This is a genomic window from Mesorhizobium sp. LMG17149 (assembly GCF_024518695.1).
In the GTDB taxonomy this organism is placed as follows: domain Bacteria; phylum Pseudomonadota; class Alphaproteobacteria; order Rhizobiales; family Rhizobiaceae; genus Mesorhizobium.
Window position 1 is genome coordinate 1 of sequence record NZ_JANIFL010000017.1, and the last position, 16,085, is coordinate 16,085.

The 16,085-nt window shown below is 62.0% G+C and carries 18 protein-coding genes and 1 pseudogene; 10 read left to right on the top strand and 9 right to left on the bottom strand.

Annotated elements, in window-relative coordinates:
- Positions 1-118 precede the first annotated feature (118 nt).
- Positions 119-1,039, bottom strand: a complete 921-nt coding sequence (gene ppk2 / locus NP945_RS30085) for a polyphosphate kinase 2 (RefSeq protein ID WP_127270468.1) — start codon at positions 1,037-1,039, stop codon at positions 119-121.
- A 277-nt stretch (positions 1,040-1,316) separates the two neighbouring features.
- Between ppk2 and NP945_RS30090 the strand changes: the two genes are divergently transcribed.
- Complete coding sequence (locus tag NP945_RS30090; protein WP_127272787.1) at positions 1,317-2,360, top strand: aldo/keto reductase; 1,044 nt, start codon at positions 1,317-1,319, stop codon at positions 2,358-2,360.
- A gap of 176 nt (positions 2,361-2,536) precedes the next feature.
- Complete coding sequence (locus NP945_RS30095; protein ID WP_013532262.1) at positions 2,537-2,689, top strand: hypothetical protein; 153 nt, start codon at positions 2,537-2,539, stop codon at positions 2,687-2,689.
- 66 nt (positions 2,690-2,755) lie between these two features.
- Here the strand turns inward: NP945_RS30095 and NP945_RS30100 are convergent, their stop codons facing one another.
- Positions 2,756-3,016 (bottom strand): DUF982 domain-containing protein, encoded by a 261-nt coding sequence (locus NP945_RS30100; RefSeq protein WP_013532263.1) that lies wholly within the window; start codon positions 3,014-3,016, stop codon positions 2,756-2,758.
- An 86-nt stretch (positions 3,017-3,102) separates the two neighbouring features.
- Complete coding sequence (locus NP945_RS30105) at positions 3,103-3,768, bottom strand: GntR family transcriptional regulator (RefSeq protein WP_127408942.1); 666 nt, start codon at positions 3,766-3,768, stop codon at positions 3,103-3,105.
- Positions 3,769-3,948: 180 nt separating this feature from the next.
- Between NP945_RS30105 and NP945_RS30110 the strand changes: the two genes are divergently transcribed.
- Together NP945_RS30110 and NP945_RS30115 are read left to right on the top strand one after the other, a co-directional pair.
- Positions 3,949-5,211, top strand: a complete 1,263-nt coding sequence (locus tag NP945_RS30110) for a multidrug efflux MFS transporter (protein ID WP_127272733.1) — start codon at positions 3,949-3,951, stop codon at positions 5,209-5,211.
- 39 nt (positions 5,212-5,250) lie between these two features.
- Entirely contained in the window at positions 5,251-5,625 is a 375-nt protein-coding gene (locus NP945_RS30115; RefSeq protein WP_127272732.1) for a DUF423 domain-containing protein, read from the top strand.
- A gap of 34 nt (positions 5,626-5,659) precedes the next feature.
- Here the strand turns inward: NP945_RS30115 and NP945_RS30120 are convergent, their stop codons facing one another.
- Both NP945_RS30120 and NP945_RS30125 read right to left on the bottom strand, forming a co-directional pair.
- Positions 5,660-5,809, bottom strand: a complete 150-nt coding sequence (locus NP945_RS30120; RefSeq protein ID WP_127321981.1) for a hypothetical protein — start codon at positions 5,807-5,809, stop codon at positions 5,660-5,662.
- A 62-nt stretch (positions 5,810-5,871) separates the two neighbouring features.
- Positions 5,872-6,015: a hypothetical protein gene (locus NP945_RS30125; protein WP_126068772.1), complete on the bottom strand. Its 144-nt coding sequence runs from the start codon at positions 6,013-6,015 to the stop codon at positions 5,872-5,874.
- A 155-nt stretch (positions 6,016-6,170) separates the two neighbouring features.
- Between NP945_RS30125 and NP945_RS30130 the strand changes: the two genes are divergently transcribed.
- Positions 6,171-7,250 (top strand): LacI family DNA-binding transcriptional regulator, encoded by a 1,080-nt coding sequence (locus tag NP945_RS30130; protein ID WP_127270806.1) that lies wholly within the window; start codon positions 6,171-6,173, stop codon positions 7,248-7,250.
- A 2-nt stretch (positions 7,251-7,252) separates the two neighbouring features.
- Here the strand turns inward: NP945_RS30130 and NP945_RS30135 are convergent, their stop codons facing one another.
- Positions 7,253-8,488, bottom strand: coding sequence for an OpgC family protein (locus tag NP945_RS30135; protein ID WP_127273590.1), 1,236 nt, complete (start codon positions 8,486-8,488; stop codon positions 7,253-7,255).
- On the opposite strand from NP945_RS30135, the gene NP945_RS30140 reads away from it, so the two are divergent.
- Together NP945_RS30140 and NP945_RS30145 are read left to right on the top strand one after the other, a co-directional pair.
- A complete protein-coding gene (locus tag NP945_RS30140) occupies positions 8,481-8,645 on the top strand; it encodes a hypothetical protein (protein ID WP_164749024.1) in 165 nt (54 codons plus the stop codon). The two genes, NP945_RS30135 and NP945_RS30140, sit on opposite strands and share 8 nt — an antisense overlap.
- Before the next feature lie 45 nt (positions 8,646-8,690).
- On the top strand, positions 8,691-9,359 hold the full coding sequence (locus NP945_RS30145; RefSeq protein ID WP_127267509.1) for an alpha/beta hydrolase: 669 nt from the start codon (positions 8,691-8,693) through the stop codon (positions 9,357-9,359).
- 26 nt (positions 9,360-9,385) lie between these two features.
- On the opposite strand, the pseudogene sthA reads toward NP945_RS30145, so the two are convergent.
- Positions 9,386-10,775 (bottom strand): annotated as a pseudogene (gene sthA, locus NP945_RS30150) (Si-specific NAD(P)(+) transhydrogenase).
- 208 nt (positions 10,776-10,983) lie between these two features.
- Between sthA and NP945_RS30155 the strand changes: the two are divergent.
- The 3 genes from NP945_RS30155 to NP945_RS30165 all read left to right on the top strand — a co-directional run bounded on the left by NP945_RS30155 (position 10,984) and on the right by NP945_RS30165 (position 13,385).
- Positions 10,984-11,454, top strand: coding sequence for an RDD family protein (locus tag NP945_RS30155; protein WP_127267507.1), 471 nt, complete (start codon positions 10,984-10,986; stop codon positions 11,452-11,454).
- Positions 11,455-11,594: 140 nt separating this feature from the next.
- Positions 11,595-12,359 carry an arginyltransferase gene (locus NP945_RS30160; protein WP_023810205.1) on the top strand — a complete coding sequence of 255 codons (765 nt, stop codon included), beginning with the start codon at positions 11,595-11,597 and terminating at the stop codon, positions 12,357-12,359.
- A gap of 129 nt (positions 12,360-12,488) precedes the next feature.
- Positions 12,489-13,385 carry a DMT family transporter gene (locus NP945_RS30165; RefSeq protein ID WP_256748348.1) on the top strand — a complete coding sequence of 299 codons (897 nt, stop codon included), beginning with the start codon at positions 12,489-12,491 and terminating at the stop codon, positions 13,383-13,385.
- A 78-nt stretch (positions 13,386-13,463) separates the two neighbouring features.
- Here the strand turns inward: NP945_RS30165 and NP945_RS30170 are convergent, their stop codons facing one another.
- Positions 13,464-14,429 (bottom strand): DUF2806 domain-containing protein, encoded by a 966-nt coding sequence (locus tag NP945_RS30170; protein ID WP_256748349.1) that lies wholly within the window; start codon positions 14,427-14,429, stop codon positions 13,464-13,466.
- 212 nt (positions 14,430-14,641) lie between these two features.
- The gene (locus tag NP945_RS30175; RefSeq protein WP_256748350.1) at positions 14,642-15,856 is read right to left on the bottom strand and encodes an AI-2E family transporter; all 1,215 of its coding nucleotides are present in this window, start codon (positions 15,854-15,856) and stop codon (positions 14,642-14,644) included.
- Positions 15,857-16,085: the final 229 nt, after the last annotated feature.

Here is a 16,085-nt window from a genome sequence, read left to right on the forward strand (position 1 = left end):
CGCAGCGCCGCGCCAACCCAACCGTTTGGCGCTGCCGCGAACCCATCATAAGGGGGAAAACTGTTACCTATCTATCCGGTTCAAACTGTTACCCATCTATCGGCTGGACAGCGATCCATCAATACTTCTCCGGCACGTAGAGTTCGCGCGGCAGTACCTGGCGTTCGTATTCGGGGTTGAAGACGCGCTCCGGCAGCGTGATCTCCTCGTGCGGCACTTCCTCGTAAGGCAGCTGCTTGAGCAGATGGTCGATGCAGTTCAGCCGCGCGCGCTTCTTGTCGTTGCCCTCGACGATGAACCAAGGCGCTTCCGGGATGTTGGTGCGGGCGAAGGTCTCTTCCTTGGCCTTGGTGTACTGCTCCCAGCGCACACGCGACTGCAGATCCATCGGCGACAGTTTCCACTGCTTCATTGGATCATGGATGCGCATCAGGAAGCGCATCTGCTGTTCCTCGTCGGTGATCGAGAACCAGTATTTGACCACGGTGATGCCCGAGCGGACCAGCATGCGCTCGAACTCCGGCACGTCGTGAAAGAATTCTTCGACCTGATCGGGCTGGGCAAAGCCCATCACCCGCTCGACGCCCGAGCGGTTGTACCATGAGCGGTCGAACAGCACGATCTCGCCGCCGGCCGGCAGATGCGGGACATAGCGCTGGAAATACCATTGCGACTTTTCGCGCTCGGTCGGCGCCGGCAGTGCCACGACGCGGCAGATGCGCGGATTGAGCCGCTGGGTGATGCGCTTGATGACACCGCCCTTGCCGGCCGAATCGCGTCCCTCGAAGATCACCACCAGCTTCTTCTTGTGGTAGGCGACCCAGGACTGCAGCTTGATCAATTCGGACTGCAGGGTGATCAGGTCGCGAAAATACTGCATGCGATCGATCGAAGGCGGATGCGAGTTCTTGTAGATCTTGGCGATCTCCATCGACAGCGCCGGCTCCGACATTTCGAGCTCATAGTCTTCGTCGAGCGTGTCGGCGAGCTCGGCTTCAAGCCAATCCCTGGCCGGAGAATTCTGTTTTAGCTCGGTCATTATCGGCTGCTCCACTTGCAAGCTCTGTCGATCCACGTCCGGCGCCCCAAACTCCGGCTTACAGCCCGGAACGGCAACGCCTGAGCCGACTTCAATATAGGCCTGCAATGACGGTTTTATTGCAGCCCGAGCGTGATCGCCGCCGCTGCCAATCCCGCCAGGCATGATCGATCCGGCGTCCTGGCATGGCGACAAGTCGCGCAAATTGTCCTACAAATAGCGGCCACATTCGGGCGCCCTCCCCAGCCCCTTCCCCAACGCAATCGCGAGGATCGACATGGAATACCGCACCCTCGGCCGTTCCGGCCTGAAAGTTTCGACGCTGACCATGGGGACCATGACGTTCGGCGGCGCCGGCGCATTTTCGGCGGTCGGCAAGACCGATCTCGACGAGGCGCGCCGGATGATCGATCTCTGCATCGACGCCGGCATCAATGTCATCGACACCGCCAACGTCTATTCGAATGGCATTTCCGAAGAAATCATCGGCGAAGCGCTCGGCGGCAAGCGCAAGGGCGACGTGCTGATCGCCTCCAAGGCACGGATGCGGATCGGCAAAGGCCCAAACGATGAAGGCTTGTCGCGCCATCACCTGATCCGCGAATGCGAGAAGAGCCTGAAGCGGCTCAGGACAGACGTCATCGACATCTATTTCCTGCACGAATGGGATGGCGTGACACCGCTGGAGGAAACCATCGGCGCGCTCGACACGCTGGTTGCCCAGGGCAAGATCCGCTATGTCGGCTGCTCCAACTATTCCGGCTGGCAGGTGATGAAGGCGCTCGGCATCAGCGACAGCCGCCACCAGCCGCGCTTCGTCACGCAGCAGATCCATTACACGCTGGAAGCGCGCGAGGCGGAGTACGAGTTGCTGCCGATTTCCGTCGACCAGGGGTTAGGCGTCCTGGTCTGGAGCCCGCTTGCCGGCGGATTGCTGTCCGGCAAATACCGCCGCGACAGCCCCACCGCCCGCCAACTCGCGGGCTGGTCCGAACCGCCGATCCGCGACGAGGACCGGCTGTGGCGGATCGTCGACGTGCTTGTCGAGATCGGCGCGCAGCGCGGCGTGTCGGCAGCGCAGGTGGCGCTGGCCTGGCTGCTTGGCCGGCCGGCCGTCAGTTCGCTGGTGATCGGCGGCAGGACGGAAACGCAGTTCCGGGACAACATCGCGGCGGCAAGCCTGGTGCTTTCCGGCGAGGAGCGCGAGCGCCTCGATGCGGTCAGCCGGCCGCCCTTGCTCTATCCCTACTGGCACCAGCAGCTGACGGCAAAGGACCGTTTTGGTGCTGCAGATCTGGTGATTGACCGAAGCGGCATCTGATCGGCAAATCGATGGCGATAGGTATTGGCCGCCGCAATGATGGACCTGGCCCCTTCATTGCGACGCGCATCTTGCAAGCCTGGCCATCATCGACGCACTATCGCTTCAGCTGTTGTGTTTGACGGCTAATGCTCCTAGGCAGGACCAGAGCCGCGAGGCAGTGAAAAGGAGCCAATATGGCGCGACCACCAAACTACGATCAGGAACGCAAGGAACGCGACCGCCAGAAGGCGGCCAAGAAGGCCGAGAAGCTGGCAGCAAAGGTTGCAGCGAGGGAACGTTCGAAGCCCGAAGACGAGACTGAAGCCGAAACCGAAACGGCAAAGTGACGGCAAACGGCCCGCAGATGCGGGCCGTGCCTCAATCCAGATTGCCGCCCCAAATGTCGGCTTGTGTCAGGCGGGCGCCTTGTCGCTGACGAACACGTCCACTTCGCGTGCTGCCGCGATGAAGGCACGCCTGGCGTTCATCGCCGGCTTGTCGCCGGCGAGTGCGTCATGGCAGGCCTGCAGGGCCGCGCGATGCTTGGGGCTGCGCTTGCCGGGCCAGCTGTTGAGGAGGTAGTCGGAAGCCTCACGCGCCGTGCGCAAGAGCTGAGTGCTTCCCGCCGCGACTGACTTCACAGTCACAGGTGTTTCAAATCGGTTGTTTTCCATGGCCGCTCCTTACGCCATCGGCGTCTGCGAAGCGAGGCGAAAGTGCGCATACGTCCAGACGCCGCTTTGCGCCCCTTCATCCACCTTTAAGCAGCAACGACGGCAAAGCCTCTGGCGCGAAGACCGCGCCGATCGTTGGCCAGCGACGTCACCAGCCGGTCGCGGCTGCCGACGATGTGGCCTGACAGCAGGCGCGCGGCTTCATCGGCGTCGCCAAGGCGTGCCGACGCCAGTATGGCGCGATGTTCGGCCCAGGCGCGGCTGAGGGCCGCTTCGTCGCGGACCTCCAGCCAACGCGCCCGCGACAGGCGCGTCATGGCATCGCGCACCGCCCGGAACAGGAATTCATTGCCCGACAGACGCGCCAGTTCGATGTGAAAATCCATGCCGACGCGATGCCATTCCTCGCGCGGCGTGTCGTTGTCGCAGGACTCGAGCATCGCCTCGATGACATCGACGGCGCTCCGGTCCGCCAGGCTGCATGTCAGGCGAAGCGCCGCAACCTCGACCGCTTCCCTGTAGACGGCGATCTGCTCGAGTTCAGCCAGATTGATCGGCGACACCGTCCAGCCACGTCCGTCCCTGCCGACCAGGCCCTCGGTCTCGAGCCGCAGAAGTGCTGCCCTGACCGGGGTTCGCGACGCGCCGAAGCGGCTCTCGATCCAGCGCTCCGTCAGCTTCTCGCCGGGACCGATCTCGAGGCCCAGGATCATTTGCCGAAGCTGTTTTTCGACGCTCTGCATCTGCGACATTGTCGTTTCCATTTTCTGATCGTTGCTGGCGATCGTCTTGCCGGCCGCCTTTTCCGATCACGTTTGAGACGGTCGCATTGACAGCGGTCAAGCTTGCGTCCATCAGGGGCACCATCTTGGTATCCCAAATTGGTATCCGCAGCAAGCATCGATAAGAGTTGCTGGGACAGGACATATGACATGCAGCAGCAGAACACGCCCCCGGCGACCGACAGCACCTACAACATCCACTGGCGGCGCAATCTGTTCGTGTGCGTTGCCGGATCGTTTTCGACGCTTGTCGCCATGACGCTGCTTTTGCCGTTCCTGCCGCTCTATATCGAGCAGCTCGGCGCCGAGGGCCACGCGGCGATCGTGCAATGGTCGGGGATAGCCTATGGCGCGACGTTCTTCGCGGCGGCGCTGGTGGCGCCGCTCTGGGGACGTCTCGGCGACCGCTACGGCCGCAAGGTGATGCTGGTTCGCGCCAGCTTCGGCATGGCCATATGCATGTCGCTGACCGGCATGGTGCAGACGGTCTGGCAACTGGTGCTGCTGCGGCTGCTGATCGGGTTTGCCGGTGGCTATTCCTCGGGATCGACCATCCTCGTTGCCATGCAGACGCCGAAGGAACGCTCCGGCTGGGCGCTGGGCCTGCTGTCGGCCGGCATCACGGGTGGGGCTCTGGTCGGCCCACTGGTGGGCGGCGCCCTGCCGCCGCTGATCGGCATCCGCGCCACCTTTCTCCTCTCCGGCGGCGTCATCTTCCTGGCGTTCCTGGCGACCACGTTTCTGATCAAGGAGAATCCCCGGCCGAAAACAGCAGACGCCGCGTCGAAGCAGAAGCAGAAAGGCGGCTGGGCACAAATCCCCGACAAGCGGCCTGTCGTCGCCATGCTGGCGACCGGCATGCTGTTGAGCTTCGCCACCATGTCGATCGAGCCGATCATCACCGTCTATGTGCAGCAGCTCATCGAGGACCAGAGCCGCGTCACGCTGATATCAGGCGTCGTCATGTCGGCGGCGGCCCTTGGCGCCATCCTGTCGGCTTCGCGCCTCGGCAAACTCGCCGACCGCGTCGGCCACTGGAACGTCATCATCGGCGCGCTTGCCGTCTCGGCACTGCTGCTGATCCCGCAGGCCTTCGTCACGCAAAGCTGGCAACTCATCGGCCTGCGTTTCCTGATGGGCCTGGCGCTGGGCGGGCTCTTGCCCTGCATCACCAGCGTGATCCGCCACAATGTTCCCGATGGGGTCGGCGGCAATGTGCTCGGCCTGTCGATTTCCGCCCAGTATGTCGGGCAGGTCGCCGGTCCCCTGCTCGGCGGCTTTGCCGGCGGCCATTTCGGCATGCGCTCGGTGTTTCTGGGCACATCCGTCTTGATGGCCGGGGGCGCGGTGTATAACTGGCTGGCACAGTCGCGCCGCGAGCAGGACATGCTCGCCAAAGCCGGCAAGTCCTGACGGGATTGGGCATCCCTCTGATATCACGGAGCCATGGACATGAGCACGGCCGAACGACCTTCCGACAACAGCGGCCGTATCCTCGTCCTGGCCGGCGGCCTGTGCGGCGCCGCCGGCGTGGCGCTGTCGGCCGCGGCGGCGCATCTGGGCGGCGCCTTCGTCGGCACCGCCGCATCCTTCCTGCTGATGCATGCGCCGGTCTTCCTCGCCGCCGGATTGCTTGGGGCGAACCGGATGCTGCGCATCGGCAGCCTGATCCTGCTGGTTGGGCTTCTGCTGTTCTGCGGCGATCTGCTGGCCCGCGATTTCATCGGGTCGCGGCTGTTCCCGCTGTCGGCGCCGATCGGCGGCACGCTACTCATTACCGGCTGGCTGGCGATCGCCGCCTCGGCGCTGGTGCGCATGCGTTCCTGACGCCTGCCCGCGCCAAATGTAAAAGCGTGGGCTGCTAGTCCTGCCGGCGCTCGGGCTTGATGAGCAATTCGCGATTGCGTCGCCGCAGCTTCGCCAACCAATGCCGTTCCGGCCTCTTGGAGGCCGGCGCGATGCCCCAATAGTTGCGGTAGATGTCTTCGAACAGATAGCTGACGGGATGCATGATGTGCGCTCCTTCTAGTCCTTGAATCGATCCAATCGACAGGCGCGAAAAACCGACCACGATCAGCTCCGCTTGCGCTCCACAAGGAACCGCAACTCGCGAACCCATGGGCTGGCTTTGCCACGGCGCTTCTGCGTCGTGGTGTTCGACGAGATGCTCCAGTCGTTGCGGTAGATATCTTCGAAGAGAAAATTGACGGGATGCATGGCACAACTCCCCTAAATATGTTGAATCGATCCAATTTAGAGAACCACCGTTCGCTTGGATCGATTCAAACATACGCCTTGCCGAGACTGTGATCAAGTCAAAATTTGAACCGATCCAACGAAAGTGTTAGGAGGGAGGAATTCAGGAGACGAAGATGGCGCCATTGACCTCTGCAAAGACAAGACCGGTCCGTCTGGCGGACATTGCCAAGGCGGCCGGCGTGTCGCACGGCACCGCGTCCAACGTGTTCGCCCGGCCGGAGATCGTGCGCGAGGAGGTCCGCGAGCGGGTCAAGGCGGCAGCCGAGGCCATGGGATATGGCGGACCGGATCCCAAGGGCCGGCTGCTGCGCGCCGGCAAGGTCAATGCCATCGGTGTCGCGACCGCGGAACCCCTCTCCTATTTCTTCGACGACCCCTTTGCCCGGGTGATGATGGCCAGCATCTCGCAGGCCTGCGACGCGACCGGTGCGGGGATTTCGCTGGTCTCCGCAGCCAACAACGAACAGCTTGCCTGGAACATCCAAAGTGCGCTGGTCGACGGTTTCATCGTCTTTTGCGTCGATGGCGGTTCAAGGCTGGTCGAACTGGCGCGTGAACGCAAACTCCCTTTTGTCGCGCTCGATCTCGATTCGGACGACGACGACGCCGTTGCAGCAATCGGCGTCGACAACATCGCCGGGGCTGGCCTGGCCGCCCGCCACCTGACCGAACTCGGACATCGCCGCTTTGCCGTGCTTACCCTGCCCTGTGCCGACGCAGGCTTCGGCCCTACCACAAGGGAGCAGGTGGAAATGGCCCTCTACTCGGCTACGCGCGACCGCTTGCGTGGCTATTTCGCCGAACTCTCCCGGGTCGGCGTCGACGTCTCGCGCGTGCCGATCTACGAAACCGTCAATGACGAGAAGAGCGTTTGGGCCGGCCTCGACCATATTTTCGCCGGTGCCGAGACGCCGACAGCCATTCTGGCGATGTCCGACAGGATGGCGCTCCATGCGCTGGACTGGCTGCGGCAGCACGACATTGCGGTGCCGGGCGATGTTTCGGTCGTCGGCTTCGACGGTGTTCCGGAGGGGGCGGTTTCCAAGCCGCCGCTGACCACGATCGTCCAGCCGATCGCCGAGATGGGCCGCCTTGCCGTCAAGGCGATCCTTGAAAATGACGGTTCGTTCAGCCGGCAATCGCTGCCGGTCCAACTCGTGGTGCGAGCCTCATCCGGCCCCTCGCCCGCCTGAGCTCAACGGCCCATTCTTGTCGCCATGGCCGGCATCGCGAAGGATGCAGCATGGACGGGCGGTGCGGCGTTGTGAGCCGGCCTGCTTTTGCCGGACCAGCCAAGGCCCGATAGCCATTCGAGATAGTAGGCGAGCGCGAACTGCATGACGATGCCGGCCGATATCAACAGGCTGTCATAGGCAAATCCGCCCGGATTGATCAGCTTCAGCACTTGCGCCGCCATTGCAAGCACCGTGCCGGCAATGAAAATCGGCAGCGATCGTTTGCCCAATATGGCAAGCGGATGATCGCGTCCGGTGCGAAACAGGTTCGAGACCGCCGGGAATGCCACGATCAGGTAGCTCACCGCCAATATATGCAGCAGCCTCGGCAGCGACAGGAACGTCTTGTCGAAGCCGGTCAGCACCGGAGGCAGGCCAAACCAGGAGATATGCCCCCAAAGCGGGCTGTGCACCCAGACCAGTGCCACAGCGGTGTAGGCCAAGGCCGCGCCAACCAGCCAGCGATTGACCGGGATGGTACCGCCGCGACGCACATGCAATGCACCTGCCAGGCCGATGTTGAAAAGGAACTGCCACGACAGCGGGTTGAGAAACCAGAAGCCGGGCTCGGGATAGTTGGGCGGAGCAATTTGATAAACCCCCGCGACCAGCCACAGGGCGCCGGAGGCGACCAGTGCCAAGACCGGCCGATAGCTGACAATGAGCAGGAACACCGGCGTCAGCAAGAGCAGCACCGCATAGACGGGCAGTATGTTGTTGTAGCCGAGTTGGTGGCCGAGCGTCACGATGCCGATCAGCACCTGCGGCGTATTCTTGATCAACGGCTCGATGTTGATCATCGTCAAAAGCTCCGGCCGCCTGGCAAACACCGCCGCAGCGCAGAACATGGCCATCACCACCATGGTGGTGACGATGTGGGTGGCATAAAGCACACCGGCGCGGCGCAACATCTTCAGGGTTGCCAGCAGCCGGTTTCCAGGTTGGAATTTCCTGCCATAGGCAAGTGCGACCGAGATGCCGGAGATCAGCACGAAGACTTCCGCCGCATCGGAAAAGCCGAAATTCTTGTAGGTCAGATACTCGAAGGCGGTACCTGGCACATGGTCGACATAGATGGTCAGCAAAGCGAGAGCACGGAGCACGTCTATGCGCGTGTCGCGCTCAGTGCGATCGGGGACACGCGCATCGCGGTCCGAGACACGCGAATCGCGGTCCGGGGAAATCTGGGTGGTCATCGACAAAAAGGCCTCAAAGCTGGTTGTTCATGCCGAGCAATGCGACCCCCGGCGCACCGCTTCGATTCCTCCCGAAGGAATGTTATCGGCGGAGAAACGGACTGTAATGCGCCCGGTTCAATCAACTTTCGCGGAGCTTGAAAATATTGCGTTTTGAAGCCGGCAAATTGAGCGAAACCTCATATAATCAAGAGGATGCGCGATGATCGAAGAGACCTCACAAGATGGTGCGCAGCGGCGTGATCTGGCCTTCAGCTACCGGCTTTACAGCCCGGCGGATTCAACCGGCGAATGTCTCTTCCTGCTGCATGGATCGGGTGTCGACGAGACGACATTGGTGCCGCTGGCACGAGAGATCGCACCGCGGGCCAAGCTGATCGCGGTGCGTGGCCGCATTGTCCAGGAGGATGGTTTCCGCTGGTTCGCGCGCATCACGCCGACGCGCTTCGAACAGCACAGCATCCGCACCGAGACCGATGCCTTTGCGGGCTTCGTCGCCGACGCGGCCACACGCCACCATCTCGATCTCTCACGCGCGACGTTCCTCGGCTATTCGAACGGCGCCAATCTGGTTTCAAGCCTGATGCTGCTGCATCCGGAGCTCGTCGAGCGCGCCGCGCTGCTGCGGCCGATGCCGGTGCTCGATCACGTGCCGGCGACGGATTTGTCAAAGGTGCGCGTCCTGATGATCGCCGGCGCCGCGGATCTCACCTATTCGCCCTTCGCCCCTGCTCTGGTGACATTGCTCAGCCAGCATGGCGCCGAGATCGACGCCCGGATTGTCCCATCAGGTCATGAATTCGGCAGCGCCGACGCCGCAATCGTCAGACAATGGCTGTCGGGATCCGCGGCGGTGGCGCAGGCAAGCTGACAGGCTCGCCGCCACGACCAGCCGGCCTACCCTCGTCCCATCCTGTTCCAGGCGTCCAGCCCTGCAATCTTGTAGGCTTCGGCGAGCGTCGGATAGGTTGAAGGTGTTGTTGACGAAGAAGTCGACGGTGCCGCCGAGATTGATCACCGCCTGGCCGATGTGGATGAGCTCGGTGGCGCCCTCGCCGATGATGTGCGCGCCGAGCAGACGGCGCGTTTCGACCGAGAACAACAGTTTCAGGAAGCCGGTGTTGACGCCCATGATATGGCCGCGCGAGGTCTCGCGAAAGCGCGCCACGCCGATCTCATAGGCCGCACCGCTTTCACGCACCTGTTCCTCGGACTGGCCGACCGTCGAGATTTCCGGCACCGCATAGATGCCATAGGGGAATGTTTCCGGTGGCGGCGGCAACGGCACGCCGAAGGCATGGCAGGCCGCCACCCTGCCCTGCTCCATCGAAGTCGAGGCCAGGCTCGGAAAGCCGATGACGTCGCCGGCGGCGTAGATGTTCGGCACGCTGGTCTGGAACGTATGCGGATCGACCTTGATGCGCCCTCTGGAGTCGGCGTCGATTCCCACGACATCGAGGCCCAGGTTGCCGACATTGCCGGTGCGGCCGGCGGCGTAGAGCACGACCTCTGAACGAATGGTGCGGCCATCGGCCAGTTCCACCTCGGCGGCATCAGGCTTGGAGCGGATTTCCTTCACCGCGCTGCCCAGCCGGATGGTCATGCCGCGATCGCGCATCTGGTGGATGAAATCGTCGACGATCTCGCGGTCGACGAAATCGAGGATGGAGTTGCGCGGCTCGACCAAGGTTACCGGCACGTCGAGCGCGGAAAAGATCGTTGCATATTCGACCCCGATGACGCCGGCGCCGATCACCGTCAGCGTGCGCGGCAAGCGGTCGAGTTCCAGCATCTCGTCGCTGTCGAAGATTCGGGTCTTGTCGAAAGGCACATCGCGCGGCCGGTGCGGCCTGGTGCCGACCGCGATCAGCGCATTAGCAAAACCGACCTCGCTGTAATCGCCGGTGTCGGTGGTCAGGCTGACCTTGTTGGGGCCAAGGAATTTCACCGCAGCCCGGGCGCTCTTGACCGTGTTGCGCATGAACTGGTGCTGCAGCACCTCGACCTCATGGTCGAGCGTCTTGTGCAGGCGCTCGACCAGATCGCCGACCGAGATATCCTGCTTGACCCGGTAGCCGCGCCCGTAGAAGCCGCGCTCACGCCAACCCGAAAGGTTGAGCACCGTTTCGCGCAGCGTTTTCGACGGGATGGTGCCGGTATGCACCGAGACACCGCCCAGACGCCGGCCGCGATCGACCACCAGCACCGATTTGCCGAGCTTGGCCGACTGCACCGCGGCCCGGCGACCGGAAGGGCCGCTGCCGATGACCAGCATGTCGTAGTCCATATTGCCCCGTCCCCTGCCATGTGCGCTTTTGCTGCGCCGCAGCAAGCTAATGCTATCCGCGCCGCAAATTCAACCGGTTCAGATTGCGCCTGGCGCCTTGAAGGCCGGCGCACCGCAAGAAGCCCGATCTTGATTCCGCCACAGGCCTTCACCATTTCATGGCTGAGCGGTCCGCACCCTATGTCGGACCTTGTTACGAGGAAATGACATGAACGCGCGCGTTCTCGACGGCGAAATCATCACCAGCAGGCTCGACGATGTCAGGGCCTATGACGGCGTGCGCACGAAGCGCATCCTGGCTTTCGTGATCGACTATGTCATCGTCGCGCTGCTTACCATTCCGTTTGCCATTCTGGTGTTCTTCCTCGGGCTTTTGACCCTCGGGCTTGGCTGGATGCTGTTCGGTATCCTGTTGCCGACTGTGGCCATCCTCTACATCTGGAACACGCTGGGCAGCACCGACCAGGCCACCACGGGCATGAAGATGATGGGCATCCGGCTCGACCGGCTCGACGGCAGGCCGATCGACGGCCTCACCGCGGTCGTCCATTCGGTGCTGTTCTGGGCCGGCAACGTCATCCTGTCGCCGCTCGTCCTGCTGGTGACGCTGTTTTCCGACCGCAAGCGCACCTTGCACGATCTTTTGCTTGGCACGGTCGTCAGCCGCACGGACCGCTGAAACGGCCCTCTGAAGAGCAGTCGCAACCGATTGAGCACAAATGTGAAGGCGTCGAGTCGACCACGCCCACATAATCCTGTTGAATTTTTCGCCGTCCGCGCCAAAGGTAGAGCGATTCGAAGGAGTGTTTCCAAGGCTCGATGACGCAGCATCCGACCCAGTCGCCGCAGTTCTTCCTGACCGCGCCGTCGCCGTGCCCCTATCTCGACGGCCAGTTCGAGCGCAAGGTGTTCACGCACCTGGTTGGCGACAAGGCGGCGGAGATGAACGACCTCTTGACCCAAGGCGGCTTCCGGCGCTCGCAGAACATCGCCTACAGGCCGGCCTGCGAGACCTGCCGCGCCTGCGTTTCGGTACGCATCCTCGCCCAGGAATTCGTCGCCAGCCGCAACATGAAGCGCGTGCTGCAGCACAATTCCGATCTCGTCGGCCACATGCACAATGCCGAGCCTTCGACCGAACAATATTCCCTGTTCCGCAGCTATCTCGATGCCCGCCACCGCCGTGGCGGCATGTCCGACATGACGGTGCTCGACTATGCGATGATGGTCGAGGATACCCATGTCGACACCAAGGTGATCGAGTATCGGCGGCGTGGACCAGACACGTTCATCACCGGCAAGGGACAGGGCGAGCTGATCGCGGTGGCGCTCACCGACAAGATGGCCGACGGCCTGTCGATGGTCTATTCCTACTTCAATCCCGATTTCGAGGAACGGTCGCTCGGCACGTTCATGATCCTCGACCACATCGCCCGCGCCAGGGCGATGGGCCTGCCCCATGTCTATCTCGGCTACTGGGTCAACGGCTCGCGCAAGATGAATTATAAGATGCGCTTCATGCCGCAGGAGCATCTCGGCCCGAAGGGCTGGGAGCGCTACACCAACGAAGCGGTCGCGCGCTGATTACTCTTTCCCAAGTCCGGGCTTAAACATTTTCAATCGAGACGATGCTGGTCTTTCCGCTGGTTGGCGGAGAGCGTGCGATTGCGCCGGTCCGCCATCCTCTCCCGAATTCATTGTGAAAGTCGCTGCATGTCGTCTCACGATACTCACACCAAAGGACTTCTGCTCACCGCATTTGGCGGGCTGACGCTGACCGTGGACATCCCGCTGATCCGGCTCGCCCACGGCGAGGCATGGACAATCCTACTGCTGCGCACCGGCTGCACCTTGGGCGCGGCACTGATCATGTGGACCATCTGGCGCTCGTTCAGCAAGAATGCGCCGCAGCTGATACCTGGCTGGTCGGGCCTGATCGTTGCCGCGATCTACGGGCTCGGCGCGATTGCATTCATCACAGGCGTCTATAACACCTCGACCGCCAACCTGGTGTTCATCCTGGCCTTCACAACCATGTTCGCCGCGCTGCTTTCATGGGTGTTCCTGAAGGAGCGGCCGCGGCCGCTGACCCTTGCGGCATTGGCCATGATGATTGTCGGCGTCGTCATCATCGTCGGCGATTCCGTTGGCACCGGACATCTGTTCGGCGACCTGATGGCGTTGTGTTCGGCCTTCCTGATCGCCTGCGCCATCACCATCTCGCGCGCCAGCGGCAAGGATATGGGCTTTACCTCACTGATCGGCGTCGTCATGCCCTTCGGGCTGGCGGCGTTCATGGTCTCCAACACCGGCTTTCAGGTGGAGGCGCCCTGGTGGATCATCCTCAACGGCGCCGTCGTCATGCCGATTGCGTTCTTCTGCCTTGCCGCCGGGCCGAAATACATTTCGGGCCCTGAAGTGGCGATGTTCTACCTGCTCGAAACCGTGCTGGCGCCGGTCTGGGTGTGGATGATCTTTGCCGAAACACCGACGCGCAACAGCCTGATCGGCGGCGCGATCCTGATCGTCACGCTGATCGCGCATTCGCTGTGGCAGCTTCACGAGGGACGCAAGCGGCGTGGCGACCTTGCGGTGCAACATCCGGTCTAAGGTGTGTTGAGATTCAAGTGACGCGGCCTGCGAACGGCAACATCCTGAACGAGATCACTGATGGATGATCGACGTGTGTCAATCGCTTGAAGGCTTAGCGACATGAACATACGATCCAGAAAGTGCTTCGTTCCCCTCGTTGTCCTTCACCACGTCGGCAAGGAACACTTGTTCGGCACCGAAGCTCCAAAACCACGTACCGACTCGTTCGAGTTCGAAAGTCACAGGGATAGTTGCAGCCAATTCCTCACCTGCTTTTGTTAACTTTATGGCCTTTGGATTTCGTTCGTTAGTGTCAGGGAATTGCACCAACAATCCCTTTCTACCCATTCGAAAGAATGCGAACTTCTGTTCGTTCGGTTTGACCGACCGACTGAGGCTTCCACCCCCAAATGTGACGAACCCTGCTTCCTCAAGCACCAACCATTGTCCATAAGCGATTGTGTCTCCGACGGCATCCTTCAGCACATACTCGCAGTTGACGCACCAAGGTAATGCCTCCTCAATCAACTTAGCGGTGGGCCCGTCAAGAACTGAGACGAAATGGAGCGTCGCTGGCGAAAAATGTCCTGGTTTTCTAATTTCGCCTGATAGCACTCTCGCAAAGAGATCTCTCATGTTTTCAGAGGTCGCGCGCGCCGCGTACCCCTCGAATAGATCTATCCAATCATCTGAAGGTCCGGGGCTTTGCTCTGGCGGCGGATCATCCGCGAGGTATTCGATTGCCTTCTTCGCAACGACCTCTCTGTTGACCTGCTCACGGTACGCCTTGCCAAGGAGATTGTTCAGGCCTCGATCAAGCAGCTCGGGGTCGGAAAACCCAAGCTCCGCTGATTTGGCAGCTAACTTTTCCATGACGATACTCTTTGCCTTCGTCTCGTCATGGATCGCTTGAGCTTTCTGCTTCAACCAAGCAGCGGGGATTTCGACACCGGCACCAATAAGGCGACTAATAGCTTTGCCCGCCGGCCCCGCTATGACCTGTGGCAATCCGCCCTCAAGGATAGACTGAAGCCAGCCCTGATTCTGCTGTTCTGTTGACATCTTCCCCCTCCCCGTTTGCGGTAATGACATCGAAAGTGGCGAAGGAGTCGAGTCCGTTTTTCCACGGCTCCCGATGGGGCTCGTGTGACCAACAGGGACTGCGAGATAGCTGATTGCGATCGAGCGGCCGAAGGCTCCGGATAAAGGCGTTCTTCGGCCCTTGCGATCCCGGGCTCGGCCACCGCCATCTTAGCTCAAGCCGACTTTCGAGATCAGGCGTTGGCCTTCTTCACCACGTCAGGTTCCGTCAGAACCTCGATTTGCGGGCCGGCTTCGATTTCGGCAGGCGAGCCCGGGACGATTTCATCGGCCATTTCCACCTCGCGCAGCCATTCGCGCCAGATCGCGACCAGCAGGGCCATCAGCACCGGGCCGATGAACAGACCGAGAAACCCCATGGTCTTGACGCCGCCGATCAGGCCGAAAAACGTCGGCAGGAAGGGCAGTTTTATCGGCCCGCCGACGAGCTTCGGGCGCAGTGTCTTGTCGACGATGAACAGTTCGACCGCACCCCAGAGGAACAGTGCCAGCCCGGCCATCGGCGAGCCGCTGGCGGCCAGATAGATCGAGACCAGCGTGAACGACAGTGGCGCACCGCCAGGGATCAGCGCCATGACGCCGGTCAAGGCGCCAAGCGTGACCGGCGACGGCACGCCGGCCAGCCAGTAGGCGATGCCCAGCACCAGGCCTTCGCCGATGGCGATCACGGTCATGCCGGTCACGGTCGACGAGATCGTCGCGGGCACGACGCGCGAAATCCGTTCCCATCTGGTCGGCAGGATGCGTTCGCCGAGACGGTCGACCTGGCCGGCAAAATGCTCGCCGTCGCGATAGGCGAAGAACAACGCGATCATCATGAACAACAATGTCAGGAGCAAGCCGAAAGCGCTGCCGCCGGCGGCCAGCACACCGCGATAGATGCTGCCGATGTTAGCGCCGCTGACCAGCTGGATCAGTTCACCAATGCCGCCGGGATGGCCGAAATTGGTCGTCCACTGCTGGTTCAGCCACTCGCCCACGACAGGCATGGTGGCGATCCAGTGCGGTGTCACCGCGCCATGACGGTTGGTCTCGATCGCCCAGGCGACCCATTCGCGGACCTCGTTGATCGCATAGGTGCCGGCGAGCGCGATCGGGATCACCAGGAAGGCGAGGATGAAGAGGATGGCTAAGGTCGCGGCGATGGTGCGGTTGCCACTGACCGCGACAAGCAGGCGGCGGTAAAGCGGCCAGCTTGCGAAAGCGATGACGAGCGCCGCCAGCACCGGAAACAGGAAGCCGTGGAAGAAATAAACGCCGGCGGCGACGATCAGCACCAGCAGCCAGCGCGCCGCCGACAGCGGCGGGATGACGGCGGACCTGAGCGGCGTCGACAGGCCGAACAGGCGTTGCTGCCGTTCCGGTTTCTGGATTTTTGCTTCCTTCAAACGCCTGGCTCTCCCAAACACCCCTCCTGTCTATGCACTGATATAGTGCAGCAATCGTGACGATAGTCCAAATCATTGGGGATCTCCCCCCTCGAGGGGGAGATGGCCGGCAGGCCAGAGGGGGTCGCCGCGCGTGAAGCGCTAACCTCCTCTGCCGGCGAAGGAAGTCGCGTCCAGTCGTGCCGACCCCCTCTGTCGCCTTTGGCGACATCTCCCCCTCAAGGGGGGA